This window comes from Bifidobacterium sp. UMB1197 (genome assembly GCF_030217745.1).
GTDB classification, from domain to species: domain Bacteria; phylum Actinomycetota; class Actinomycetes; order Actinomycetales; family Bifidobacteriaceae; genus Bifidobacterium; species Bifidobacterium vaginale_B.
Genome location: NZ_JASOOL010000002.1, coordinates 207110 through 231582, shown reverse-complemented (window position 1 = coordinate 231582; position 24473 = coordinate 207110). Strand labels below are relative to the sequence as shown.

Genomic DNA, 24473 nt, shown 5'->3' with positions numbered 1-24473 from the left:
CAATCGCGGCCGTTTGCCAACTAGCGAAAGGTAAGCGGTTCTATTATGACGAACGCATTTTCTGATTCTTCCAATCAAGTTTTTTCTCGTTGCGCAATTGCTCAATCGTTAGCAGGCAAAAGCGTGGTTACTTTAGATGATATTTCCACGGCACAGATACGAATGCTTTTAGATAAAGCGCGATACATTGATTCGCACAGAAAAGAAGTGGCCCACACTTGCGATGGCAGAGTGTTGGCCACTCTTTTTTATGAGCCGAGTACGCGCACACGATTAAGCTTTGAAACAGCAATGCTTCGCTTAGGTGGCAAGGTGATTGGTTTTGCAGGCGCTCAGCTTTCTAGCGCAAGCAAGGGAGAAACAGTTAGCGACACGTTAAGAGTGGTGTCAAACTATGTAGACGTTGTAGCAATGCGTCACCCTAAGGAAGGCGCCGCTTTTGTAGCAACGCAAGCTGTGAGCACGCCAGTAATTAATGCTGGAGACGGCGGCCACATGCATCCTACACAAACCCTTGCAGATTTGGCAACTATTCTTGCGCGATTTGGCAGGCTTAACAATTTAACAGTTGGCCTTTGCGGAGACTTAACGTACGGACGCACGGTACACTCACTTATTGAAACTTTATGCCGCTTTGGAAACGTTCATTTTGTGCTGATTAGTCCAGATGAGCTTAAAACTCCGCAATATGTTATTGATCGCATAAATGCAACCGAATCGTGCTCTTACGAAGAAACTCGCGACTTAATGGAAGTGATTGGCAGCTTGGACGTGCTTTACATGACTCGCGTGCAAGAAGAGCGTTTTACCGACAGGGACCAATACTTACGACTTAGAGATACTTACATTTTGACGGAAGAAAAATTGCAAAAAGCAAAGCCTAATACGGCTGTTCTTCACCCACTTCCTAGAATTAATGAGATTGCGGTTGACGTTGACGCGGATCCTCGTGCGGCATACTTTGAGCAGGTTAAAAATGGTATGCTTATGCGAATGGCGTTAGAAAGCTCGGTTCTTGGAGATGAGCTTTTGGGCTATGAGCCAACAGATTTTGTGAACGTTCCTAAAGACGAATCGCAAGCTTACGATGCCAGTGGAATTTCGCTGGCTAATCCTCGTGTTCATAAAGAAGATAAGAATGCGCCTAAAGATCTTAAATGCCCTAATATTCGTTGCATAACAAATAGCGAATTAACATTAGTCAAAAAGTTCTATAAGGATGATTCTGGCTCAAATGTGTATCGCTGCTTGTATTGTGACGAAGCGGCATAAGCTGATTAGAATTTGGCATAAAATAATCTAAAATAATTTAAAATAACTTAAAACCTTGAGCGAACTAGGAGTAACATGAATAACTCTCGAACCTTAACTTTGCAAAATATTGCAGTTTGGGATACTAGCGAGCGCATCGATTTAATCGTAGATGGTGTGCGTCAAGATGCTTTAATAGAGCCAAATGCGCGGATTGATGGCGAAATTGATGCAAGCGATTGGATTGTTGCTCCTGGTTTTGCCGATCCACACGTGCATTTTAGGGATCCTGGGCAAACAGATAAGGAGACGATGACAACTGGCGGCAATGCGGCTGCTGCAGGTGGCTACACGCAGGTTTTGATTATGCCAAATACGATTCCTGCAGTTGACGGCGAGCCTTGGAATGATGCTCCTTTTGATGTAGAAAATGTGATTGATTACTTGCAAAGATACGGTTGTATCTACGGCGTAAAACTGCCAGTTCGCTACGATTTAAGCGTTTGCGCATCTGTTGGCAGAAGTGGACTTGAGCCTAGCAACGTTAATCTGTGGAAAAAGTATGTTCCTGGAGTCGAAGATAGTCAAAAAACGTCTCCAATGAAGAAGCATCCTGTAACTGCTATTAGCGACGATGGTGCTGCGGTTCCAGAGCCGATTTTGCAAGACGTTCTAAAAATCGCAAAGCAAACGGGCTTGCCTTTTGTTGAACATTGCGAGCATCATGATTCTGGTTCTGTAAACGAAGGGCCAGTGGCTAAAATTTTAGGCGTTGGCGGAATTCCTGCTTCTACGGAACTTGCGATTGTTAAGCGAGATATTGATGCTGCAAGAGTTAGCGGCGTTCATGTTCACTTCCAGCATGTGAGTACTGCGGCTGCGTTTGAGGCAATTCGCAAAGCAAAGAAGGAAGGTTTGCCCATTACTTGCGAAACAGCTCCGCACTATGTTGCTCTTTGTGATGAAGATGTTTTAAAGTATGGCGCTAATGCAAAAATGAATCCTCCGCTTAGATCTAAAGCAGATAGGCAGGCGACTCTTGCTGCAATCGCAGATGGAACTATAGACATGATTGCAACGGATCATGCTCCGCACACAACTGCAGATAAGGCTGGCGATTTTGCGAGCGCACCTAATGGCATTATTGGCCTAGAATGTGCTTATGCGGTTTGTAGAAAAGTTCTTGTGGATGCAGGTTATACAGACGATAAGCATTTAATTGAACTCATGTCTGTTAATCCTAGACAATTAATGAGTAGGCGTTCTACAGATATTTCGGCTTTGCTAAATGTTTCTTCCAAATGTGCAATTAGGCGCACGTTGCGATTAAGCAACACGGAGCACCCAGAAAACGTTGACTTAGTGCTGATTAACATGAGTGAAAAGTGGAGTGTAGATTCGAACTTGTTCCATTCGAAAGCTAGAAATACGCCATTTGACGGCTGGCAATTAAAGGGCAGGCCAGTGGCAACTATTATTGGATCGCAAATTGCGTTTTCTAGAATGTAGTTGCGCATTTAATCAAGCATATTCGTAAGTTGTAGTTGTAAAAATATAGAAAATGGGAGCAAAATGGACGAGTTAGTAGAAGCGATTGCAGCCAAGCAAAATCCTACGGTTGTTGGCTTAGACCCAAAGCCTGGTATTTTGCCTGCACAAATTTTAAGCGGCTTAGCGGATGAAGTTTTGCAAGAGGTGGAAAGTGAAGAGGCTTTGCCAACTTTGCTTGCTGCCGCCTATTTTGAGTTTAATCGTGCAATTATTGATGCGATTTGCGATATTGTTCCAGCTGTTAAGCCACAAATTGCAATGTACGAGGCGCTTGGCCCTGCTGGAATCGACACATACACAATGACTTGCGATTACGCTAAATCCAAAGGTTTAATCGTTATTGGAGATGCAAAGCGTGGAGATATTGGCTCTACTGCAGGCCAATACGCAGCACATTTGCGAGGTTTTGCTAATCTTGATTCGTATTTTAAAGATGATTCTTATAATTTTGACGAGTCTTTGGTTAATCTTCTAAAAACCGCTAGCGCCAAGGATTTTTGGCATGAGGATTCGCTTACCGTAAATCCATATATGGGTTCGGATGGCGTTGAGCCTTTTATAAACGAAGCAATTGCGCGCAATAAAAGCATTTTTGTGCTTTTGCGCACATCTAATCCTTCTAGCAAAGAGTTGCAAGAGCTTGTTGTGGAAGACAATAGGCCACTTTACGAGCATGTTGCTGAGTTGATTGAAAACTGGGGTGCTTCAAACGTTGGAAATCACGGATATTCTAGAGTTGGAGCAGTGGTCGGAGCAACGCATCCGCAAGAAGGCCAGCATTTGCGCGAAATTATGCCACATACTTTCTTTTTGGTCCCAGGCTACGGAGCGCAAGGCGGAACAGCTCAAGATGTTGCTGGAATGTTTGATAAAGATGGAAGTGGTGCTATAGTAAACTCTTCTCGCGGGATTATTGGCTCTTGGAAGAATTGCGAATCGTATAAAAAGCATGAATCTTCGATTTCTTTAGATGACATTCTAGATATTGTTGCAGATTCTTCTGCTCGCGCGGCTATTAATATGCGAGATGATTTACGTCAGGCGGTTTATAGGTGAATATAGCTAAATAAATGTGAATATAATCTATAAATAATAACAAGTTACAAATTACAAGCGAAAATACATAAATAAAGCTAAACAAATAAAGTTACACACTAAACAAGATAGGGCAAATACATGAGAGATGGCATGTTTATTCAAACTCAAAAATCTTCCAGAAGTGTTACAACTACGCTGAGTGAAAGCTCTTTTGACTATTCGAATGCGGAGTCCAGCAAGCCCAAATATAGCCGTCTTTTAGGAAGGCGCCCAATAGAAGTGCTTGATAATCAAAAGCTTGACGAAGGTGTGTACCGCTTAGTTTTACGCGATGATGCTATTGCTAAAACGGCAACTCCTGCGCAATTTGTTAACTTGTATTCCCCAGATTCTACAACTATGCTTCCTCGGCCATTTGGCGTTGCAAGCGTTGATGGAGATACATTTACTCTTATTTTTGCTGTGATTGGTAAGGGGACTGCCGAGTTTGCGCAGCTTAAAGCAGGAGATACTGTAGACGCTTTAGGACCATTAGGATTGGGCTTTGATATTTCTAAGCCGGCTCACTATGTTCTTGTAAGCGGAGGATTAGGTGTTCCTCCTTTGATTTGTGCGGCGCAGGCTATTTCAAAGAATAAGAATTGCAAGGTTACGGCAGTTCTTGGATACAGAGATAATCATTTTGCTGACTCATTTATGAAGGAATACGTTGATAACGTTTATAGCATTAGCAATACGCAAGGTACGGTTATTACTTTGCTTAATGAGCTAGAGCAAGAAAATCATTTTGATTTTAATGGCGATTTGCCTACTGTTATTCTTTCTTGCGGGCCAATGCCAATGATGAAAGCTGTAGCTCATTGGGCACATGAGCGTAATGTTAAATGTCAGCTAAGCTTAGAAGCCAGAATGGGTTGCGGATATGGCACTTGTGTTGCTTGTGTTGTAGACACATTAGAAGGAAGACTTAAGGTTTGCAACGAAGGCCCAGTATTTGACTCACAGAGATTGGGATGGGAATAAAGGAAAGAATATGAGCAACGAAACAAATAACGCTTTAGAAAACGCGAAAAATAATGCGCAAAATCTTGGATTTGACACAAGCCACGTTTGGAAGCATTCAACTAAAGTTGCAGGCGTTGAGTGGAAAAACATGGTTGGAACAGCTTCTGGAACGTTCCAGCTTGCAGCTTGCGCGCACTTTTACGATGTAAGCCAGCTTGGAGCAATTTGCACTAAGGGAGTTTCTCCAGTTCCGTGGCAAGGAAATCCTGCTCCGCGTACTGCGGAATCGCCTTCTGGAATGGTAAATGCTGTTGGCTTGCAAAATCCTGGAGTTGACCACTATTTGGTAGACGAGTTGCCGAAGTTAAAAAAGCTTGGAGCGCTTGTGATTACTAACGTTGCTGGCCACAGTGACGATGATTATGCTCAAGTTGTTGAAAAGCTTGCGGATTCTAGTGCAGACATGCTGGAGATTAACGTTAGCTGCCCGAATGTAACTCATGGTGGCATGAGTGTGGGAACAGACCCTGTGGCTCTTCATCGCTTAATTAAGCGACTTCGCGCAATGACAAACAAGCCAATGATTGTAAAAATGACGCCAAATGTTACAGATATTGTATCGATTTGCAAGGCTGCTGTTGACGCTGGAGCGGATGCTTTAAGTATGATTAATACGCTGGTTGGTTTGCGTATTGATATTAAAACGGGCGAGCCGATTATTGCAAACCGAACGGGCGGTGTTTCTGGCCCTGCAATCTTCCCAATTGGGCTTGGATTTGTTTGGCGAGTTCGTCAAGCTATGCCAGATATTCCAATCATTGGTATTGGAGGCATTGATTCTGGAGAGAAAGCTTTGGAATACTTGTATGCTGGCGCTAATGCTGTAGAAGTAGGGGCTGCGGCTCTTGTGGATCCTACTGCTCCAATTCGCATTGCGCGCGAGCTGGATGATTTGCTTGATTCTAGGCCAAAGCTTGCGTCTTTGCTTAAAGAAGGCAAAACTTGGCGCTAATAACTTGGCGCTAATAAGTAAAAATAAGTAAATAGGATTTGCTAATAAGGTTTTACTAAATTTAATAAGGAGAATATTATGGCACAATTACATGAACGTTTTACAAAGTTTTTGCTTGATTCAGGCGCACTTAAATTTGGTGATTTTACGCTTAAATCTGGTCGCCAATCGCCTTACTTTATTAACGCTGGAGCTTTTGATGACGGCAGTAAAATCGCTTCTCTTGGCGATTATTACGCTCAAAGAATTGTTGCTGCAATCAAAGATGGTGTTCTTTCTAGCAATATCGACACAGTGTTTGGCCCTGCATATAAAGGCATTCCTTTGGCTGTTTCTACGTCTATTGCTTTAACTAATAATTACAATATGCCAGTTGGTTTTACTTTTGACAGAAAAGAAAGAAAAGACCATGGCGATGGCGGAATGATGGTTGGAAAGCCGCTAAAAGACGGTATGAAAGTGCTGCTAGTTGACGACGTTATGACTGCTGGAACCGCAGTTCGAGAAGTCTTGCCAAAGCTTAAAGCAGAAGCAGATGTGGAAGTTGTTGGCTTGATTTTGGCAGTGGATAGAATGGAGCGCACTAAAGACAGTGAGCTTTCTGCAGTAAAAGCTGTAGAGCAAGAGTTTGGATTCCCAGTGCTTCCGATTGCAAACGTTCGTGAGATTTTTGATGCTGCTAAGAGCATTAAAAATTCAAACGGCGAGGCTGTAATGAATCAGCAGTTGGCAGATCGCGCTGCTAAATATCTTCTTCAATATGGCGCTTAATAAAAAATATTAAAGTTTTCCGCAAAATGTTGCAAAATACGATGTGTAATACAACATTTTGCGGAAAATTATTGCAAATGTTTTAGTTTTTCTTTAAAACAAAGGTTGCAATTCCAGCAATTGCAACAACAAATACAGCTAATGCACCAATCATTAGTACATTCGTATTCTTATTTGAAGAAGCTGGTTTTGCACTAGAGCTGTTATTTTTTAGTGCGCTCTTCTTTTTGTTTACGCTTTTGCTTGAATCTTCATCTTTAGAATTGTCTTCCTTAGAATTGTCTTCCTTAGAATTGTCTTCCTTAGAATCATTTTCTTTAGAATCATTGCTTTGCAAATCTTTGGAATCAGCCTTATTGCTGCTTGAGTTGCTGCTTGGCTCGGTCTGCTTCTTATTTTCTGCAGTTTTATTGGCGATTTCTGCTTTGTAAGAAGTATCCTGATTTTCTTGTTGCGATTGAGCTGATTCTACAGTCTTAGTTTCCACAGTTTTAGCTTCTGCAACCTTAGATGGTTGTGTAGTATATGTTTTTGCAGCAGCACTAGCTTGATAATAACTGCTATAACTGTAGTCATTTTGATTGAACGCAGCTAATAGCCTATATAACTTTAGCAAACTATAATCAGAATTAGAATCCGAATTAGATTTAGAATCCGAATTAGAATCCAAATCAGAATCTAAAGATTCATCTGCACTAGGCTCAACAACGTTTGAATTTTCCGTTTGAGTACTTTGAGTTTTAACAGTTGTTTTAACAGTCAAATTAAAATCTTTAGTTAAATCAAGATCTTTTAAATTTGAGTTAAAAGCAGATTCACCATTGTTCCAAGCTGTAACTATTTCATCTTGTAAGCCAAGTAGTGTAGCTAATTTTTTGTTTGCATTTTCTTTATCTAGATTTCGGAAATCAACTATTTTGCTGTCTTTATCTTGGCAATTAACAATTGCATCAACAAAATTATTCTTTCCATTTGTATTAACCAAGCAACTAATACTAGCATCGCCGTGCTTTATTGCAGCCATAAAGTATCCGCGCAAGAATCTTCTAGGGGCCTTATTCTCGCTTGGTTTTGCGATATCTTCTATTGATGAGAATCCATCTTTTTTAATACGAAGATTGCCATCTTGTGCGCTTGCTTCTTTCCAAATATCAGTAAGTGCCGAAAGATTTGTTTGCTTAAGATCCACTCCAGATGGAATAGTAATATCATCGATTTTGCTGCCGCCAAACATGTTCCTAACGCCGTTATTTGATGAACCAGTTTGACCATTAAGAGCCTGCGTTAAATCCCAATTAGAAATATCTAGCGAAGTTACCGAAGAGTTTGCAAACATATCGTTCATATCTGTTGCACCAGAAGTGTTCCAATTTTCGATTCCTGGTATTTGCGTTAGATTAGTAGTATTTGAAAATGCTTTTCCCATATTCCAAACATTTTTTGTATCCCAATTTTCTAAGCCAGTTATCTTTTTAACGCCACTGTTTTCAAAAAGGCCAATAATGTTTCCAACATAAGAAGTTTTCCATTTTCCAAGATTAGCTTCTTTAAGTGAGGTTGTTCCAGTAAACATTCTGCCAATGTCGTTAGTGTTGCTAATATCCCAATTTTCAAGCGCTTTAATGTCTTCTAGCTTGTTGGCGTTCATAAACATTCTTCCCATTGAAGCAAGATGGTCGTTTGTAAACACTTCTAGGCCTTCGGTAGTTGTTAATCCGCTTTCTGCAAACATTCCAGTTGCTTCATCGCAGTAGGTGTTGTCCCAAGTAATTCCCTTAACGTTTGAAAGATTCTTTGCTTGGTAGAACATGTTGCTCATATGATGAACATTGCGAGTTTTAAAGTTTCTAATGCCGTCTGCAGATTCAATTGCGCCGCCTTCAAACATGCTAGTCATGTCTGTAGCGTTGCTAGTGTTCCACTTTTCGTCTAATCCGTGAACTGTGCGCAAATTTTTTGTGTTTCTAAACATTAGCTGCATGTTTTCAACGTGGCTAACATCCCAGTTAGATATTGGATTTATGCTGCTTATTCCGCTATCTTCAAACAGGCTGCTCATATCTGTTACGCGGCTTGTATCCCAGTCTTTAGTGCCATTAATGTTTTTTAACTTAGGTGTTGAAGAAAACATTCCAGACATATCTTCTACATTAGAAGTGTCAAATAAATCCAAATTGTTTATTGTTTCTAGATTTGCAAAGTTTGAAAACAGCTTGCTAGCACCGTTTCCTAGTTGGATTTTTCCAGCATTTTCAGTTTGATCGCCTGATTGAACAATATTTATGACTTTGACTTTAGATGTATCAAGATTTACGCCATCTGGATTGTTATTATTAGACGAAATAATCTTTTCAATTGAGCCAGATGCAAAATCTGTTCCGTTAATTTTTGATATTTCAAGAGTATTAGTGGATTCGTCAAACTTCCACTTTAGCCCAGTAGGAGTTGGGTCAAAGAATCCCTGATATTTTGCTTCATGCCAAGTATTTAGTGTGTTTTCTTTGTTTTCTTTATTTTCTGGATTAGTCGCAACAGATTCCTTTTGCTGCGTTGACCCCGTGTTTAATTCTTCGCTAGCAATAGCTTGCTGAGCTGGTATTAATGAGCAAATCATTGCTGCACATGCGCAAGATGCGAATATATGTTTCTTCATGGTTTTCCTCTGGGTTAATCATGTGTATGTTCGTTCTTGTTCGAACGTGTTCAGCATATCAACGCATATGAACAAAGAAAAGAAGTTATGTTAATTTATGTTCTTTTTTTGTAAATATAATTATAAATTGATGTTTTGTAATTATGCTTTTATATGTAACTAAAAAATATCAAAAGTTTGTAATAATCTTCATAATATGGAAGACAATGATGATAGATATCAAACGACTAGCGATTTGGATTCTTTTAGCAATCCTACGCAATACGAGCAAGAAAATATTTTTGGATCGTCTGACAATGATTTAAATAGCTCGTTGCTAAGTGATAAAAAAGCTATTGTTGCTATTATCTGCGCATCTCTTATATCAATTGGGGTTATTGTTGGATTATGGTTCTTTTTATTTGCAAACAACGCTAAACCTAAGCTGAGCATAAGTGAGCCATCTAAAAATTGTGTGCAATTGCGCAAAAAAGTAATCTCCGCCAAAGAAAGTCTTAAAAAAGTTATATCTAGCCAAATTGTTAAAAACGCTTCCAACATAAAATCTTCCGACTTTGACGACGATTTTGACATTGCCAAAGATGCGGTAGACGATTTTGAGTCTTCGCTAAATTACGCAAATGACGACTTAAATGAAGATATTCCACAATGCCCAGTTGGTGCGGATTCTTACGATTCTCCAACTGTTGAAAATAAGCTTTCAGACAAATTGGATTCCTTGCGTAAAGATTCTAAATCTGTTAAGCAATCTGCCGAACATTTGATAAAAACTAGTAGAACTGTTTTTAGTGATCAATTGTTAAATCTTGTTAAAAAAGCTAGAGAGCTTGTAGAGAAAGCTAAAAAGTCGCCTATTTTAGCTGTTGCTTCTCAAAGTCTAGAAAATGCTATTAATGATGCTGGTAATGCTCTTGCTAAAAGCAGCAATAATTATAAAGAGTTAAAGCAGTCTTATCAAAAAATAAAAGCTGTTATAGGCCAGTGCGAAGAAAAAATTAAGAAAATAGCTGATAGTCTTTTAAATAGAGATGCAAATAAGAACGAGAATATAGATACAAGTAGAGATGGCAATGGATACCCATTAGATGCGCCTCATAATCAAGATGAAGATGGTGGATATGAGCCTATGGGCAGGGGAGAAAATCCAGAGTCTTCGCAACAAAACAATCAACAGTAATTGACTAATTGCATTAAATAAGCATCTATATTTTAATTAGTTGACGCTTTGTGGCATAATAGGCAAGGTTTATTTCTTAGCTGCATTGCAGCTTTAATTAGCGAAAGAAACGGATAACTCGTGGCACAGACTACCAATGATATTAAGAATGGATCGGTTTTGAACCTTGAAGGTCAGCTTTGGACCGTTGTTAAGTTCCAGCACGTAAAGCCAGGCAAGGGTCCTGCTTTCGTTCGTACCACCATTAAAAACGTGCTCTCGGGCAAGATTGTCGACAAGACTTTTAACGCCGGCATGAAGATGGAGTTCGAGACCGTTGATAACCGCACTTTGCAGTATTCCTACGAAGACGGCGATAACTTCGTGTTTATGGATATGACCACCTACGATCAGGTGTATATTCCTAAGGTTTTGGTTGGCGAACAGAGCAAGTATCTTCTTGAAGGAACTGACTGCATTGTTAGCTTCCATGATGGCACTCCTTTGAGCGTAGAACTTCCAGCTTCCGTAATTTTGACCATTACTCACACTGAGCCAGGCTTGCAGGGCAACCGCTCTAATGCTGGTACTAAGCCTGCAACAGTTGAAACTGGTGCTGAAATTCAGGTTCCACTCTTTGTTGGCGAAGGCGAAAAAGTTAAGGTCGATACTCGTGACGGCTCTTACCTTGGTCGCGAAAACTAATAGAAACTTATAAAAAGAAGGACGTTACTATGGCACGCTCCACTGCTCGAAAGAGGGCATTGAACACCCTTTATGAGGCAGACGAGAAAAGTCAGAATATTCTTTCTTTACTCGACGAACGTTTGAAAGAGCCAGGCGCGCAAACTCCTCTTCCAGATTATGCAGTTGACATTATTCGCGGAGTAGGTGAGCGTAGAAACAGAATTGATAAAACCTTAAATCGCTATTCAACTGGTTGGAAAGTTGGAAGAATGGCGGTTATTGATCGCAATATTTTGCGCATTGCTGTTTGGGAGATTCTTCTAAACGATGAAGTGCCAGATAAAGTTGCGATTGATGAGGCGCTTGCTCTTTCTAAAACATATAGTGACGATGAAGCAATCACTTTTATTCATGGTCTTTTGAGCGCAATTGTTTTAGACAAAGACGCTTGCTTGGCTAAGTTTAATGGTGAATCTGGGGAATCTGACGATTCTAGTGATTCTAGTGAATCGCAAGAAAGTGATTCTTCTAGTTCTAACTAAAACTTAGATTTGGCTTCTAGTTCTACAAAGTAGTCGTAAAATACGTTAATCCGCTTGCTTAAAAAGTAGGCGGATTTTTGTTTTGCAATCTATCGGCGCGTCGCCGTCCGACAATCTGAGTAGACTTGCCACGAATAACCTAAAGCCATAAGGGGGTTAAGGTGGGCTATAACGACACCTTCGCCGGATTCGGCACTGATGATGCAGTATTAGTATTGGAAGACGGGCAGGTTTACGTTGGTAAACCATTTGGCGCAAAAGGTTCTACACGCGCTGAAATCGTGTTTTCTACTGGAATGACTGGTTACCAAGAAACACTTACCGATCCAAGCTATGATCAACAAATAGTGGTTCAAACGTTCCCACACATAGGAAACACGGGAATAAACAACGAAGACCCAGAATCTTCAAAAATATGGGTTGCGGGGTACGTGGTAAAAGCTCCAAGCCCTAATGTTAGCAATTGGAGAGCCACTGGTTCATTAGAAGATGATTTAGAAAAACAAGGTATTGTAGGAATCAGTGGTATTGATACAAGAATGCTGGTACGACATTTACGCTCAGTTGGCGTTATGCGTGCTGGCATTTTTTCTAATGATGCACTTATAGATAAAACCACCGGCGCAATTCGTACGGTTGCATCTTTTGTAAATGAGATTAAACAGACTCCTCAAATGCAAGGCTTGCGACTAACCGACGAAGTTAGCACAAAAGAGACGTATACAATTGAGCCTTGTGGAGATTATGAAGGCAAAGAGCCGCTTTACACCGTTGTAGCAGTGGACTTTGGTATAAAAGCAATGACTCCTCATCGCTTGGCTCAGCGTGGCTGCCGAGTACACGTTGTAAGCTCCTCAATAAGCTTTGAGTCACTTCAAGCGCTTAACGCAGATGGCGTGTTCTTCTCGAATGGCCCTGGAGACCCTGCTCAGGCAAATCGCGAAGTGGAATTATTGCGTAATGTGCTAGACGCGGGCTACCCGTTCTTTGGAATATGCTTTGGAAACCAGTTGCTTGGCCGAGCGCTTGGATTTGGAACGTACAAGCTTAAGTTTGGCCACCGTGGCGTAAATCAGCCTGTAAAAGACGTGACCACTGGAAAAGTGGAAGTTACGGCTCACAATCATGGTTTTGCTGTAGATGCTCCTATCGGCGAGACTGTTGAATCGCCCTACGAAAATGGCCATTTTGGTCGCGTAATAGTGTCTCACGTAGATCTTAATGACAATGTTGTAGAAGGTTTGCAATGCCTTGATATTCCAGCTTTCTCTGTGCAATATCACCCAGAAGCAGCCGCAGGACCTCACGATGCATCGTACTTGTTTGACCGCTTTGTAGAACTTATGCAAAATCACAAGAATAAGAGCGAAAAATAGTAGGTATAAAGGGATAAAAGGAATTTATAATGCCAAAACGTGCTGATATTAAGTCTGTAATGGTGATTGGTTCTGGCCCAATTGTAATTGGTCAGGCTGCAGAATTCGATTATTCGGGAACGCAGGCTTGCCGAGTGCTTCACGAAGAGGGAATCCGCGTAATCCTTGTAAACTCTAATCCAGCTACGATTATGACGGATCCAGAACTTGCGGATGCAACATACATTGAGCCAATAGACACAGCAATCTTAGAGCGCATTATTGCTAAAGAGAAGCCAGATGCGCTTCTTCCAACATTGGGCGGCCAGACGGCATTAAATGCTGCAATGGATTTAGGCAAAGCGGGAATACTAAAAAAGTACAATGTGGAGCTTATTGGCGCATCTCTTGAAGCAATTGACCGTGGCGAAGATCGCGAGCTTTTTAAGAAAGTCGTAGAAAAAGCTGGAGCAGAAAGCGCAAAATCTTTTATTGCTCACTCAATCGAAGAAGTAGATAAAATCGTTGAATCGCTTGGATACCCAGTAGTAGTACGCCCAAGCTTTACAATGGGCGGCCTCGGCTCTGGAATTGCGCATAATCAAGAAGAATTGCACCGCATTGCGGGAGCTGGAATCCATTATTCTCCAACAGACGAAGTGCTTATTGAAGAAGGCATTGAAGGCTGGAAGGAATTTGAGCTGGAGCTTATGCGAGACTCCAAAGACAACGTTGTTGTTGTTTGCCCAATCGAAAATGTTGACCCTGTAGGCGTTCACACGGGCGACTCGATTACGGTTGCTCCATGCTTTACGCTAACAGATCGCGAGTATCAAAAGATGCGCGATATTGGTATTGCGATTATTCGAGGCGTAGGCGTTGATACAGGCGGATGCAATATTCAGTTTGCAATCAACCCTAAGACTGGTCGCATAATCGTAATCGAAATGAATCCTAGAGTTTCGCGCTCTTCGGCTCTGGCATCTAAAGCAACTGGATTCCCGATTGCAAAAATCGCTACAAAACTTGCGCTCGGCTACACTTTGGACGAAATTCAAAACGATATTACGCGTTCAACTCCTGCAAGTTTTGAGCCAACAATCGACTACGTTGTAACTAAGATTCCACGTTTTGCATTTGAAAAATTCCCTGGAGCAGATACTACGCTTACAACGTCTATGAAGTCAGTTGGCGAAGCTATGGCTTTGGCTGGAAACTTCCAGGAGTCTCTTGGAAAAGCAATGCGCTCAATCGACAAGCGCCACGCGTGCTTTAACTGGGATGGCGAGCGCCCGAGCAAAGAAGAAGTTAATAGACTTCTTGAAGAAATGCATACGCCAACAGAGCATCGCTACTTGCAAATTCAGCGAGCTCTTTGGGGTGGAGCAACTCCAGAGCAGATTTTTGCGGCAACAAAGATTGACCCGTGGTTTGTTGAGCAGCTTTCGTTAATTAACAAAACGGCATTAGAGGTTCGTGAAGCAGAAAATTTGACACCAAAAGTCTTGAAGAGCGCTAAGCTTGCAGGCCTTTCGGATGTTCAGATTGCGCATTTGCGTAACCTTGGCGACGAAGGCGAGAACATGATTCGCGAGCTTCGTTGGGCGTATGGATTGCATCCTGTTTACAAAACGGTTGACACTTGCGCTGCAGAGTTCGATGCCGTAACGCCTTACTACTATTCTTGCTACGCTCAAGAAAGTGAACTTAAGCCGCGCAATCGCGAAGCTGTGATTATTCTTGGATCTGGTCCAAACAGAATTGGCCAGGGTATTGAGTTTGACTACACGTGCGTTCATGCTGTGCAAGAGCTGGGTAAGGATTACGACACCATTATGGTTAATTGCAATCCTGAAACGGTTTCTACAGACTACGATATGTCGGATCGTCTTTACTTTGAGCCTCTTACTTTCGAAGACGTGCTTGAGATTTATCAAGCAGAAAAGAAGCTTGGCCCAGTTAAAGGTGTGATTGTGCAGCTTGGTGGTCAAACTCCACTTTCGCTTGCGGCTCGTCTTAAGGCTGCAGGAGTTCCAATTTTGGGTACTACGCCTGAGGCCATTGATTTGGCGGAAAATCGTGAGCTTTTTGGCGAGGTTCTTCGCCAAGAAGGCATGAACGCTCCGCGATACGGCACGGCTTTAAGCCTTGAAGAAGCTAAAGATGCTGCTCACGCAATCGGTTACCCTGTTCTTGTGCGACCAAGCTACGTGCTTGGTGGGCGAGGAATGGAAATCGTGTATGACGATGCTCAGCTTGCAAAATACGTGGATCGCGCTTTGCAAGAAGCTCGAGCAGATACCGTTGTGTCTGGCCGCTTGCCTTCGCCTCTTTTAATTGATAAGTTCCTGCAAGACGCTATTGAGATTGACGTTGATGCTCTTTACGACGGCAATGAGCTTTATATTGGCGGCATTATGGAGCATGTTGAAGAGGCTGGTGTGCACTCTGGCGATGCTGCTTGCACGCTTCCTCCAAGCACGCTTTCCGACGATCAAATTCGCCGTCTTAGGGAGGGCACGCTTTCGATTGCTCAAGGCTGCTCGGTTCGCGGTCTTATTAACGTGCAATACGCTTTTATGGCAAACACTTTGTATGTAATTGAGGCAAATCCTAGAGCGTCTAGAACTGTTCCGTTTGCTTCTAAAGCTACAGGTGTTGCTCTTGCTAAAGCTGCTGCTCGAATTATGGCTGGAGAGACAATTGCACAGCAGCGAAAGCGCGGGCTGCTTCTTCCAAAGGGAGATGGTGGAGATATTCACCCAGGCCAGCAAGTTGCGATTAAGGCTTCTGTACTTCCATTTAAGCGTTTCCGCACGCCTGTTGGTCGCACAGTTGACATTTTGCTTGGCCCAGAAATGCGCTCTACTGGAGAAGTTATGGGCTTTGACCGTGACTTCCCGCATGCTTTTGCCAAGAGTCAGCTTGCTGCATACAAGGGCGGTTTGCCTACAAGCGGCAACGTGTTTGTGTCGGTAAGCGATGCGGATAAAAGGCAATTGCCTCTTCTTGCAGTGCGTCTTGTGGAGCTTGGATTTACAATTTGGGCTACAGAAGGTACAGCATCTGTGCTTCGCCGCTACGGCATTGATTCCGTGATTGTTGACAAGCTTTCAAGCCAAGGCGACACGGCGAAGGATGTACGAAATGCTGAGACTACTCATGAAAGAATCGGCAAAAACGTGGTTGAGCTGATTGAAAATGGTAAGATTGACATGGTGTTAAACACGCCGAATTCCAGAGGGTCGCGTACGGATGGTTATGCTATTCGTGCAGCTGCTGTTGCAGCAGACCTTCCGCAGTTCACTACGATTACGGAGTTTGCACCAGTTCTTATGGCTATAGAAGCCGTTAAGAACAACGATTACCAGGTGATGAGCATTCAGGAGCATGCCAAGCAACTGTTTGCAATCGAAAAGGCAGAAAACGAAGAAAGTCGGGCTTAATACATGACCGAAAGCATACGAGAGCAGGAACTGCAGGCGCAAAGATCTGATTTTGGATTGCGTCTAAAAAACGCTATGGCAAAGTATGGGCCATTATGCGTTGGCATAGATCCACACCGCAAAATGCTGCTTAATTGGGGATACAATATGGACGCTCAAGGCGCAGAATTGTTCTCCATGCGTATGCTTCAAGCCATGAACGGCAGGGCTGCTGCCGTAAAATTCCAATCAAGCATGTTCGAGCGCTACGGGTCTAAGGGATTTGCGGCGCTCGAGCGAGTGCTTTATGCTGCAAGGCAAATGGACGTAATCACTATTGTTGATTGCGGTCACGGCGGGTTGTCTACAACAATTTCTGCTCTAGCAGACGCTTATTTTAAGCCTGGAGCACCTCTTCTTACAGATGCAATTACACTTCTTCCGTATTACGGCGCTAGGTCTATGGGCGGGCTTATTAATGAAGCTCTTAATAATGGCAAGGGCGTATTTATTGCTTCTTTAACGTCTAATCGAGAAGGCGCAAGCTTGCAAACAGCAATTCGCCAAACGGGTTCCTATCGAGGCACAACTGTTGCTCACGGTATTGCTCAAACTGCGCAAACTTTTAACAACAATACAAAAGGCATGGGTTCTGTTGGATTGATTGTTGGAGCAACTATTGGCGATTGGATGAATGGCGGTGGAATAGACTTAACAAGTTTTACTGGCCCTATTCTTTCGCCAGGCTACGGCTGGCAAGGTGCGGAGGCTAACGACTTAAAAACCGTTTTTGCAGGCACTCACGGAAACGTTTTGGTAACAGTTTCTAGGTCCATTGCTTCGCATGGGCCAGATATTGGAGCATTATCTGCTGCAACCGAACGAATTGCGTGGGATATTCGTCAAGCTTTGATGGATTCTTAAAGTGTTAAAACTGTTTATGGGTATCTTATAATGCTTTTATAAAGTTTTTTCGATGTTAAAGTATTGTTAGAGCTTTAATAAAAATTGTAAGAACGATTTAAGTGAGTCAGATATGATTAGTACAGACGAGAATCAGGGTGTAACCGCCAAAAAAAGGCGATTAATTGTTCTTACCGGCCCTACTGCTGCTGGAAAAGGAACAGTCGAGGGGTTTTTGCGCGAAAAACACCCTAATATCTGGCTTTCTGTTTCTGCAACTACTCGTAAGCCTCGCTATGACGAGTTTAATGGCATTCATTATTGGTTTATTGACGAAGAAGAGTTTGCTAGAAGGCAAAAGAACGGTGAATTCTTAGAGACGGCTCTTGTTCATGGAATGGCTCATTATGGCACTCTTCTTAAGCCTGTTTTAGATCACCTTGCGCAGAATGTTCCAACTCTTCTAGAGATTGATCTTCAGGGAGCTAGACGAGTAAAGCAGGAATCTTCTAGACTCGGACTAGAAGTGGTATATGTATTTATTGCGCCTCCTAGCTTCGAGGAGCTTAAGCGCCGTCTTATTGGCAGGGGAACAGAAACACCACAGCAGCAAGCTAAGCGATTGCAAACCGCAAAAGTAGAAATGGCTGCTGCAAGTGAGTTTGATTTTGTTATTGTTAATGATGATGCTCAAAGAGCAGCGGATGAACTTTGGAAGATAATCGCTAAAGAATACGATTTAGATTAATTTAGATTAATTTCGGTTAATTTAGATTTGCGTTTTAAATATCCGCGCAATGGCTTATAATAGGCTTTTTGGAAACTATTGTGGCACCATAGAATATGGAGAACATTATGGCATTGGGCACTAAGCCAACACCTACTGGACTTGCAAATCCGCCTATTGATGATTTAATGCAGCATGCGGATTCCAAGTATGCGCTTGCCTTGTTTGCCGCAAAACGAGCACGGCAGATTAATTCTTATTTCACACAGCTTAACGAGGGATTGTTGCAAAACGTTGGTCCTCTTGTTGAGTACAGAAACCAAGAAAAGCCTCTTTCTATTGCATTCCGTGAGATTAACAAAGGTTTGTTGGTAGAAAATCTTGGTGAAGATGATGTGAACGAAGGAAACTAAGTTTTCTTTCTGTTTGATTGCAGCCGTATTATCCGTGCGCTTACGATTGCGTGTTGGGTATGCGGCTGCGATTGTTTTAATGCACTTGATTTATTAAAGGGGAATTATGGAAGAGTCTAAACTTATTTCTGCAGAATCAGTTACGGAAGGTCATCCAGATAAGCTTTGCGATCAGATTGCAGATGCAATTTTAGACGATATGCTTCGTCAAGATTCTCATGCACATGTTGCGGTGGAAGTATGTGCCTGCGTAGGTCAATTTGTTGTTTTTGGTGAGGTTAGGGGAGAAGTCTACACAGATATTCCTGGAATCGTAAGAAAAGTTGTGCGCGAAGTTGGTTACAACAGTTCTTCGGTTGGCCTAGATGCTGATTCTTGCGGTGTAATGGTTTCGCTAACTGAGCAAAGCGCAGAGATAAATCAGGGTGTTTCTAGATTAGATTTAGAATCCGAAAGCTTAGCGTCTAAAGAAGAACGCTATAAGAGCCAAGGAGCAGGCGACCAAGGCGTTATGTTTGGCTACGCTAGCGACGAGACAGACACTTATATGCCTCTTCCAATCTATCTTGCTCATCAGCTTGCTCAGCGATTGGCGTATGTTAGAAAATCTGGGATTGTGCCAAATCTTAGGCCAGATGGTAAAACGCAGGTAACAATCGAATATAACGAAAATCTAGAGCCTACTCGATTAGATACTGTTTTGATTTCCACTCAGCACAATCCAAGCGTAAGCGTTGATTGGCTTAGAGAACAGCTTGTTAAAAATGTTGTAGAGCCTGTTCTTAGTAAGGTCTTAGAAAATCGCGTTGATTATAGCGATTATAGAATGCTTGTAAATCCTACCGGGTCGTTTGTTTTAGGTGGGCCTGCTGCAGATTCTGGTTTAACTGGCAGAAAGATTATTGTAGACACTTATGGCGGAGCTGCTCATCATGGCGGTGGAGCGTTTTCTGGAAAAGACCCAAGCAAGGTAGATAGATCTGCAGCATACGCTGCGCGCTGGGTTGCTAAAAATCTTGTCGCTGCAGGTTTGGCTCATAAAGTAGAAGTGCAGGTCGCATACGCGATTGGAATGGCGGATCCTGTTAGCATAAACGTAGAAACATTTGGAACCGAAGCCAATGGAATCACACGTTCGGATATTTCTAAAATCGTTCGCAAAGTCTTTGATTTGCGCCCAGCTGCAATTATAGACGAGCTTGATTTGCTTCGCCCAATCTACTCAAAAACTTCTGCATATGGTCATTTTGGTAGAACCGATGTTGAGTTTCCTTGGGAAGAGTTGAATCGCGTTGAACAGATTAAAAATGAGGTAAAATCGTTAAAAAACTGATTGAAAAGGTGTGTTAATGCTTGATCAGCCAACACTTCAGCCATCTTTAGATGGATTAGCGCAAAAGCCGCGTAGAAAAAAGAAAGCTGGCATAACGCCAACTCCAGCGGATAATTGTGCTATTGCGCATGTTGTGTTAGATGTTCAAGCATTGCATCTAGGTAAAACATTCGACTACATTGTTAGCCAATCGCAAGACGAAGATGCAAAGCCTGGTGTTATGGTTCGCGTAAAGTTTGGGGCAAGACGCGTTAATGGAATCATTTGGAGTAGAAGCGATTCAAGCGAAACACCAAAATCTTCTCTAAAGTTTATTGAAAAGATTATATCGGGCGAAAAAGTTGCGTCTAAATCTTTTATGCAAGATATTTCATCAATTGCAGAAGCTTATGGCGGAACTAGGGCAAATATTATTCGTCTGGCATTGCCAAAAAGAATTGCTGGCGTAGATAAAGAGAATTTTTTAGACGATATTCACATGTCTAAAAGGCAAAAATGGACTAACGATTTTTGTAAAAGCCTAAAATCTACAGATGACTACAAAGCTACGCAATATAGCGGATCGGAAAATCTTACAAAAACAACCGATGACCGTATGCTTGCGTCTTACAAAAACGCGGATTTATTAAAGCAAGCGCTAGAAAACGTTCAAAAACCTTATTATTTACATTCTAAAGATGATTTTACGCTAAATACAACGAATAATTGCAAAGCTTTTCTTGTAGATGCTTTACCAGGCGCGTTTCGCTGGGCTCAAGATTTAGCGTGGATTATTGCAACCGCTATAAGCGCAGGTCGTCAAGTTGCTGTTGTTTTGCCTACTATTCGAGAAGTAAGCGATGTTATGCGCTCGCTTATGGCTTATGGTCTTAAACCTTATAAAAAGTCACAAAATTCTAATGGCGCTTTAAGTGGTGATGTTGCTAGGCTTTGTGCTTATGATTCTCCAGCAGATAGGTATAGAGCGTGGAGAGCTATAGAAAAAGGCATTGTTCCGTGCGTTTTAGGAACAAGATCTGCAATGTATGCGCCAGTTGAGCGGCAAGCGCTTTTTGTGATTGTAGAAGATAGCGCATATCAGTATGCAGACGGCATGATGCCTTATGCGCAAGCTAGAGGCGTTATGCGTTTGCGCGCAAAAAATCATGGTGGCGTATTTGTTTCAATGTCTTTTGCAAGAAGCGTTATTAGTCAAAGCGAAGTTGAAAACAAAAAATTAGCGCCTACTGTTAGCGGGTCTTTGGTAGAAGTTACGCCTTTTAAGTCTGTTATTCAAAATGCAAGTCCGTGGGTTCGTCTTTTGAATTCAGATAATTTAACTAAAATAAACGACCCAAGTGTTGGCTCTAGAATTCCATACACAGCTTTAGCTGCCATAAGACGAGCATTAGATGCTAAAATGCCTGTTTTGCTTGCCACATGCCAAGACAGCGCTATTCAAAAAGCTGCGTGTAAAAAGTGCCATTGCATTGCACGCTGTAGTCGTTGCACCGGCCCGCTTGACTTACCTTTAGATGGTTCAGCTCCTAAATGCGCTTGGTGTGGAAGCGTTGCAATAGGCTGGAAATGCCCAAATTGCTCGAGTGCTTCTGGAGCAATTGAAGCTGTTCGAATAGGCGTTAATTTTACAGCTAAAGAAGTGTTTAAGCATTTTAACAATGTTCCGATTATTGTTTCTTCCGCAAAGCAAAAAAGTGGTGTTGTTGAGTGGATTGAGCAAAAGCCAATGATTGTTATTAGCGCTCTTGGCTCGCAACCGCGTGTTTTAAGCAATTCTAAAGATTCTTGCGGAGAGTATGGTCTGGTTGTAATTTTAGATGCTTGGGCAAGCCTTTACAGCACGGGATTAGATGCTCGAATAGACACTTTAAACGCATGGATGAAAGCGGCTGCTATGTGCGCTCCAAAAAGCAGAGGTGGAAGCGTGCTTATTTTGGGAGAAACTTACGATGTTCTTGCTAAATCGCTAGACGAATGGGATTCTTCTATTCTTTCAAAACAAGAGCTTAAAGAAAGATCGGATGCACTTTTGCCTCCTTGCGTTTGCGTTGCAAGAATATGGGGTTTTAGGAAGGCTGTTGTAGATACTCTTAACGCTATTGGAGCAATGGGTGATTATGCGGGTGAAGATATTGCAAAAGTCGAAAGCAAAAATGGCGATTTATTGGGCGAAAGTCTTCCAATGTTAAAAGTCGAAACTAAATCTAGTGAAGCTGTGGTTTCTAGCGATTCCAGCGAATCCGAATATCTTCCACCTTTGCTTGGCATTGTTCCAATCAAGCCTCCATCAACATTGCACGAGCAGAATTCACAACGTTTTGAAGAACTAAACGATAGAGTTAAAGCAGTTGTAAGAGTGCCACTAGAATACAGAGGTGAATTAGTTAATCGTTTAAAAAAAGAATGTGCAAAGCATTTTGCAATGAGAAAAAGCGGTGAACTAAAATTTAGCGTAGATCCTAAGGATTTGTAAAATCGCATAAACTTATAAAAGACTTATAAATAAAGAGGTTAAAATGGTTGAAAAATGCTACAATTGCGCGGTTTTGGGCAATCCCATATCGCACTCTTTGTCTCCAGTTTTGCACAACGCTGCCTACAAGGCGTTGGGCTTAAATAATTGGCATTATAGTAAAGAAAAAGTTAGCGAAGAAGACTTAAAAGATTTTATTGCGAATCTTGACGATTCTTGGAAAGGCTTAAGCCTTACAATGCCTCTTAAAAAAACGATTATGAGTCTAGGAGTAGCTTGCGATTATTGGACAAAAACACTTGGCGTTGCAAATACTGCTGTGTTTAGTAAAAAGCCATGCTTAGAAAACCCTGAGACGATTGAGCTTTGCAACACAGACGTAAATGGAATTGTAGTGGCGTTAATACGCTCTTTAAAATCTAAAATATCAAATGCTAAAAGTGCGGTTATTATTGGCAGCGGAAACACTGCGTCTTCTGCAATGGCAGCTTTAATAGAAATTGCGCAAGGCTCAAAATTGAGCAAAGTTAGTGTTATTGCAAGATTACACAGCGATGGTAAAACCGTTAAAGGCGTTAGCAGGTTTAACGATTTAGTAGATAGATATAACTCGGATTTTCCAAATAGCAGAAGAATAGAGCCAGAGAATTTAGAGCTTAAAAATAAAAGCGACTACAAGCCTGTTTGCGGTATAGAATTCCCTGCGATTAATCTTTTGAGTATTGACAATTCACAAGATATAGAAAAATGTGATAAATCTCACATTCTAGAATCTATTCCTTCATTGGATGCAATTGAAGCAATTGCAAACGCAGATATTGTTATAAGCACTGTTCCAGCTCATGTAGCAGACGGATTGGCGCTCGCTTTGTGTGAATATTGCAAAGAAAAGTCAATAAACCATTTAGGAGCTTTGCTAGACGTTGTTTACAGTCCTCGACCAAGCCAGATGCTTAAAGTCTGGAGAAAATACGGCATTGGCATTGGCGGGGAAGAAATGCTTTTGTATCAGGCATTAGATCAAGTAAAACTCATGACTTTTGAGTATAGACATTCAAGTGATTATTCAAGTGATTATTCAAGTGATTATTCAAGTGATGATTCAAGTGATGATTCGAGTGAAGATTTATGCTTAAGCAAACAGCAATCTGACAAGGCTACAGATTACGATTACATATGTAGTTGCATGAAAAAAGCATTGCAGGAGGCATTATGAGCTCTGAGAATGATCTAGAAAAGATGGAATCTCATAATTCCGTTTTTAATTTGCACTCAAAAAATGCTTCATCAATTAATCAAGATACACAAGTTTCAAGTGATTTTGAAGTAATGCTTATTACAGGTATGAGCGGTGCTGGCAGGTCTCATGCTGCAAATGCTTTGGAAGATATGGGTTGGTACGTTATTGATAATCTTCCTCCAAAGCTGCTGATTCCGCTTGTAGATATGATGACATCTTCTGGCTCTAAAGTGCATAAGCTTGCAGCAGTGATTGATGTTCGTTCTAGAGGGTATTTTGACGACCTCTTTGCTGTTTTAGGTCATATAGATGATTTAGGCGTAAAAACTAGAATACTATTTTTAGATGCATCTGATTCTGTGCTTATTAAGCGATATGAGTCTGTACGAAGGCCTCATCCTTTGCAACGTGGCGGAAGACTTATTGATGGCATTTTAGAAGAGCGCGAGCTTTTAAGTCATCTAAAGGATTGTGCAGATATTATTATAGATACTTCTACTCTTAGCATTCATCAGCTTTCAACAAAACTTTACGAAGGCTTGCTTGGAAAAGGCTCTTCTACTGTATCTGTTCACATTTTTAGCTTTGGATTTAAGTACGGAATGCCTATGGATGCCGACTTTGTGGCAGATATGCGATTTTTGCCAAATCCATTTTGGGTGCCAGAACTTAGAGATTTAACCGGCAAAGATAAAGCAGTTAGCGATTATGTTCTTAAAAATCCAGCTGCAATAGAATTCCTGGATTCCTACGAAAAAGCTCTTCTTACAGCAATCGATGGTTTTGCAAAAGAAGATAAGCATTATGTAACAATTGCAGTTGGATGCACGGGTGGTCAACATAGATCTGTTGCTATTAGCATAGAGCTTGCAAGACGATTGAGATTAAGAGGATTGCAGGTTACTGTTTCTGCTAGAGAGATGAGACCTAGAACATAA

At 41.7% G+C, this 24473-nt stretch carries 19 protein-coding genes; 18 read left to right on the top strand and 1 reads right to left on the bottom strand.

Features of this window, described 5'->3' with window-relative positions; all coding sequences use genetic code 11:
• Positions 1 to 45: 45 nt before the first annotated feature.
• From pyrB to pyrE, 6 genes are all read left to right on the top strand, one after another.
• Positions 46 to 1272: an aspartate carbamoyltransferase gene (gene pyrB / locus QP420_RS02235; RefSeq protein WP_060786645.1), complete on the top strand. Its 1227-nt coding sequence runs from the start codon at positions 46 to 48 to the stop codon at positions 1270 to 1272.
• 75 nt (positions 1273 to 1347) lie between these two features.
• On the top strand, positions 1348 to 2760 hold the full coding sequence (locus QP420_RS02230; protein WP_481616426.1) for a dihydroorotase: 1413 nt from the start codon (positions 1348 to 1350) through the stop codon (positions 2758 to 2760).
• A 63-nt stretch (positions 2761 to 2823) separates the two neighbouring features.
• On the top strand, positions 2824 to 3858 hold the full coding sequence (gene pyrF, locus QP420_RS02225) for an orotidine-5'-phosphate decarboxylase (RefSeq protein WP_415695696.1): 1035 nt from the start codon (positions 2824 to 2826) through the stop codon (positions 3856 to 3858).
• A 120-nt stretch (positions 3859 to 3978) separates the two neighbouring features.
• Positions 3979 to 4863, top strand: a complete 885-nt coding sequence (locus QP420_RS02220; protein ID WP_415688786.1) for a dihydroorotate dehydrogenase electron transfer subunit — start codon at positions 3979 to 3981, stop codon at positions 4861 to 4863.
• Between the two features lie 10 nt (positions 4864 to 4873).
• The gene (locus tag QP420_RS02215) at positions 4874 to 5857 is read left to right on the top strand and encodes a dihydroorotate dehydrogenase (protein WP_060786649.1); all 984 of its coding nucleotides are present in this window, start codon (positions 4874 to 4876) and stop codon (positions 5855 to 5857) included.
• Positions 5858 to 5935: 78 nt separating this feature from the next.
• Complete coding sequence (pyrE, locus tag QP420_RS02210; protein WP_415688788.1) at positions 5936 to 6628, top strand: orotate phosphoribosyltransferase; 693 nt, start codon at positions 5936 to 5938, stop codon at positions 6626 to 6628.
• Positions 6629 to 6710: 82 nt separating this feature from the next.
• Here pyrE and QP420_RS02205 read toward each other — a convergent pair whose 3' ends face one another.
• Positions 6711 to 9281: a BspA family leucine-rich repeat surface protein gene (locus tag QP420_RS02205; RefSeq protein ID WP_481616425.1), complete on the bottom strand. Its 2571-nt coding sequence runs from the start codon at positions 9279 to 9281 to the stop codon at positions 6711 to 6713.
• Between the two features lie 196 nt (positions 9282 to 9477).
• Between QP420_RS02205 and QP420_RS02200 the strand changes: the two genes are divergently transcribed.
• From QP420_RS02200 to rapZ, 12 genes are all read left to right on the top strand, one after another.
• Positions 9478 to 10458, top strand: a complete 981-nt coding sequence (locus QP420_RS02200; RefSeq protein WP_481616424.1) for a hypothetical protein — start codon at positions 9478 to 9480, stop codon at positions 10456 to 10458.
• Between the two features lie 120 nt (positions 10459 to 10578).
• The gene (gene efp, locus QP420_RS02195; protein WP_481267223.1) at positions 10579 to 11142 is read left to right on the top strand and encodes an elongation factor P; all 564 of its coding nucleotides are present in this window, start codon (positions 10579 to 10581) and stop codon (positions 11140 to 11142) included.
• Between the two features lie 29 nt (positions 11143 to 11171).
• A complete protein-coding gene (nusB, locus tag QP420_RS02190) occupies positions 11172 to 11666 on the top strand; it encodes a transcription antitermination factor NusB (RefSeq protein WP_481616423.1) in 495 nt (164 codons plus the stop codon).
• 161 nt (positions 11667 to 11827) lie between these two features.
• Entirely contained in the window at positions 11828 to 13042 is a 1215-nt protein-coding gene (gene carA, locus QP420_RS02185; RefSeq protein ID WP_060786654.1) for a glutamine-hydrolyzing carbamoyl-phosphate synthase small subunit, read from the top strand.
• A gap of 29 nt (positions 13043 to 13071) precedes the next feature.
• Positions 13072 to 16467: a carbamoyl-phosphate synthase large subunit gene (gene carB / locus QP420_RS02180; protein ID WP_481616422.1), complete on the top strand. Its 3396-nt coding sequence runs from the start codon at positions 13072 to 13074 to the stop codon at positions 16465 to 16467.
• A gap of 3 nt (positions 16468 to 16470) precedes the next feature.
• A complete protein-coding gene (gene pyrF / locus QP420_RS02175) occupies positions 16471 to 17370 on the top strand; it encodes an orotidine-5'-phosphate decarboxylase (protein WP_060786656.1) in 900 nt (299 codons plus the stop codon).
• Positions 17371 to 17482: 112 nt separating this feature from the next.
• Entirely contained in the window at positions 17483 to 18097 is a 615-nt protein-coding gene (gene gmk, locus QP420_RS02170; protein ID WP_060786657.1) for a guanylate kinase, read from the top strand.
• A 107-nt stretch (positions 18098 to 18204) separates the two neighbouring features.
• The gene (rpoZ, locus tag QP420_RS02165; protein ID WP_060786658.1) at positions 18205 to 18489 is read left to right on the top strand and encodes a DNA-directed RNA polymerase subunit omega; all 285 of its coding nucleotides are present in this window, start codon (positions 18205 to 18207) and stop codon (positions 18487 to 18489) included.
• A 106-nt stretch (positions 18490 to 18595) separates the two neighbouring features.
• The gene (gene metK, locus QP420_RS02160) at positions 18596 to 19822 is read left to right on the top strand and encodes a methionine adenosyltransferase (RefSeq protein ID WP_060786659.1); all 1227 of its coding nucleotides are present in this window, start codon (positions 18596 to 18598) and stop codon (positions 19820 to 19822) included.
• Positions 19823 to 19838: 16 nt separating this feature from the next.
• Positions 19839 to 22295, top strand: coding sequence for a primosomal protein N' family DNA-binding protein (locus QP420_RS02155; RefSeq protein ID WP_481616421.1), 2457 nt, complete (start codon positions 19839 to 19841; stop codon positions 22293 to 22295).
• Positions 22296 to 22338: 43 nt separating this feature from the next.
• A complete protein-coding gene (locus QP420_RS02150; RefSeq protein WP_481616420.1) occupies positions 22339 to 23511 on the top strand; it encodes a shikimate dehydrogenase in 1173 nt (390 codons plus the stop codon).
• A 113-nt stretch (positions 23512 to 23624) separates the two neighbouring features.
• The gene (gene rapZ / locus QP420_RS02145; protein ID WP_464405146.1) at positions 23625 to 24473 is read left to right on the top strand and encodes an RNase adapter RapZ; all 849 of its coding nucleotides are present in this window, start codon (positions 23625 to 23627) and stop codon (positions 24471 to 24473) included.

Excerpts from the sequence above, each read along its gene's own strand:
- pyrB (WP_060786645.1), top strand. The coding sequence starts at position 46 with ATGACGAACGCATTTTCTGATTCTTCCAATCAAGTTTTTTCTCGTTGC.
- QP420_RS02230 (WP_481616426.1), top strand. The coding sequence starts at position 1,348 with ATGAATAACTCTCGAACCTTAACTTTGCAAAATATTGCAGTTTGGGAT.
- pyrF (WP_415695696.1), top strand. The coding sequence starts at position 2,824 with ATGGACGAGTTAGTAGAAGCGATTGCAGCCAAGCAAAATCCTACGGTT.
- QP420_RS02220 (WP_415688786.1), top strand. The coding sequence starts at position 3,979 with ATGAGAGATGGCATGTTTATTCAAACTCAAAAATCTTCCAGAAGTGTT.
- QP420_RS02215 (WP_060786649.1), top strand. The coding sequence starts at position 4,874 with ATGAGCAACGAAACAAATAACGCTTTAGAAAACGCGAAAAATAATGCG.
- pyrE (WP_415688788.1), top strand. The coding sequence starts at position 5,936 with ATGGCACAATTACATGAACGTTTTACAAAGTTTTTGCTTGATTCAGGC.
- QP420_RS02205 (WP_481616425.1), bottom strand. The coding sequence starts at position 9,281 with ATGAAGAAACATATATTCGCATCTTGCGCATGTGCAGCAATGATTTGC.
- QP420_RS02200 (WP_481616424.1), top strand. The coding sequence starts at position 9,478 with ATGGAAGACAATGATGATAGATATCAAACGACTAGCGATTTGGATTCT.
- nusB (WP_481616423.1), top strand. The coding sequence starts at position 11,172 with ATGGCACGCTCCACTGCTCGAAAGAGGGCATTGAACACCCTTTATGAG.
- carB (WP_481616422.1), top strand. The coding sequence starts at position 13,072 with ATGCCAAAACGTGCTGATATTAAGTCTGTAATGGTGATTGGTTCTGGC.
- pyrF (WP_060786656.1), top strand. The coding sequence starts at position 16,471 with ATGACCGAAAGCATACGAGAGCAGGAACTGCAGGCGCAAAGATCTGAT.
- gmk (WP_060786657.1), top strand. The coding sequence starts at position 17,483 with ATGATTAGTACAGACGAGAATCAGGGTGTAACCGCCAAAAAAAGGCGA.
- rpoZ (WP_060786658.1), top strand. The coding sequence starts at position 18,205 with ATGGCATTGGGCACTAAGCCAACACCTACTGGACTTGCAAATCCGCCT.
- metK (WP_060786659.1), top strand. The coding sequence starts at position 18,596 with ATGGAAGAGTCTAAACTTATTTCTGCAGAATCAGTTACGGAAGGTCAT.
- QP420_RS02155 (WP_481616421.1), top strand. The coding sequence starts at position 19,839 with ATGCTTGATCAGCCAACACTTCAGCCATCTTTAGATGGATTAGCGCAA.
- QP420_RS02150 (WP_481616420.1), top strand. The coding sequence starts at position 22,339 with ATGGTTGAAAAATGCTACAATTGCGCGGTTTTGGGCAATCCCATATCG.
- rapZ (WP_464405146.1), top strand. The coding sequence starts at position 23,625 with ATGCTTATTACAGGTATGAGCGGTGCTGGCAGGTCTCATGCTGCAAAT.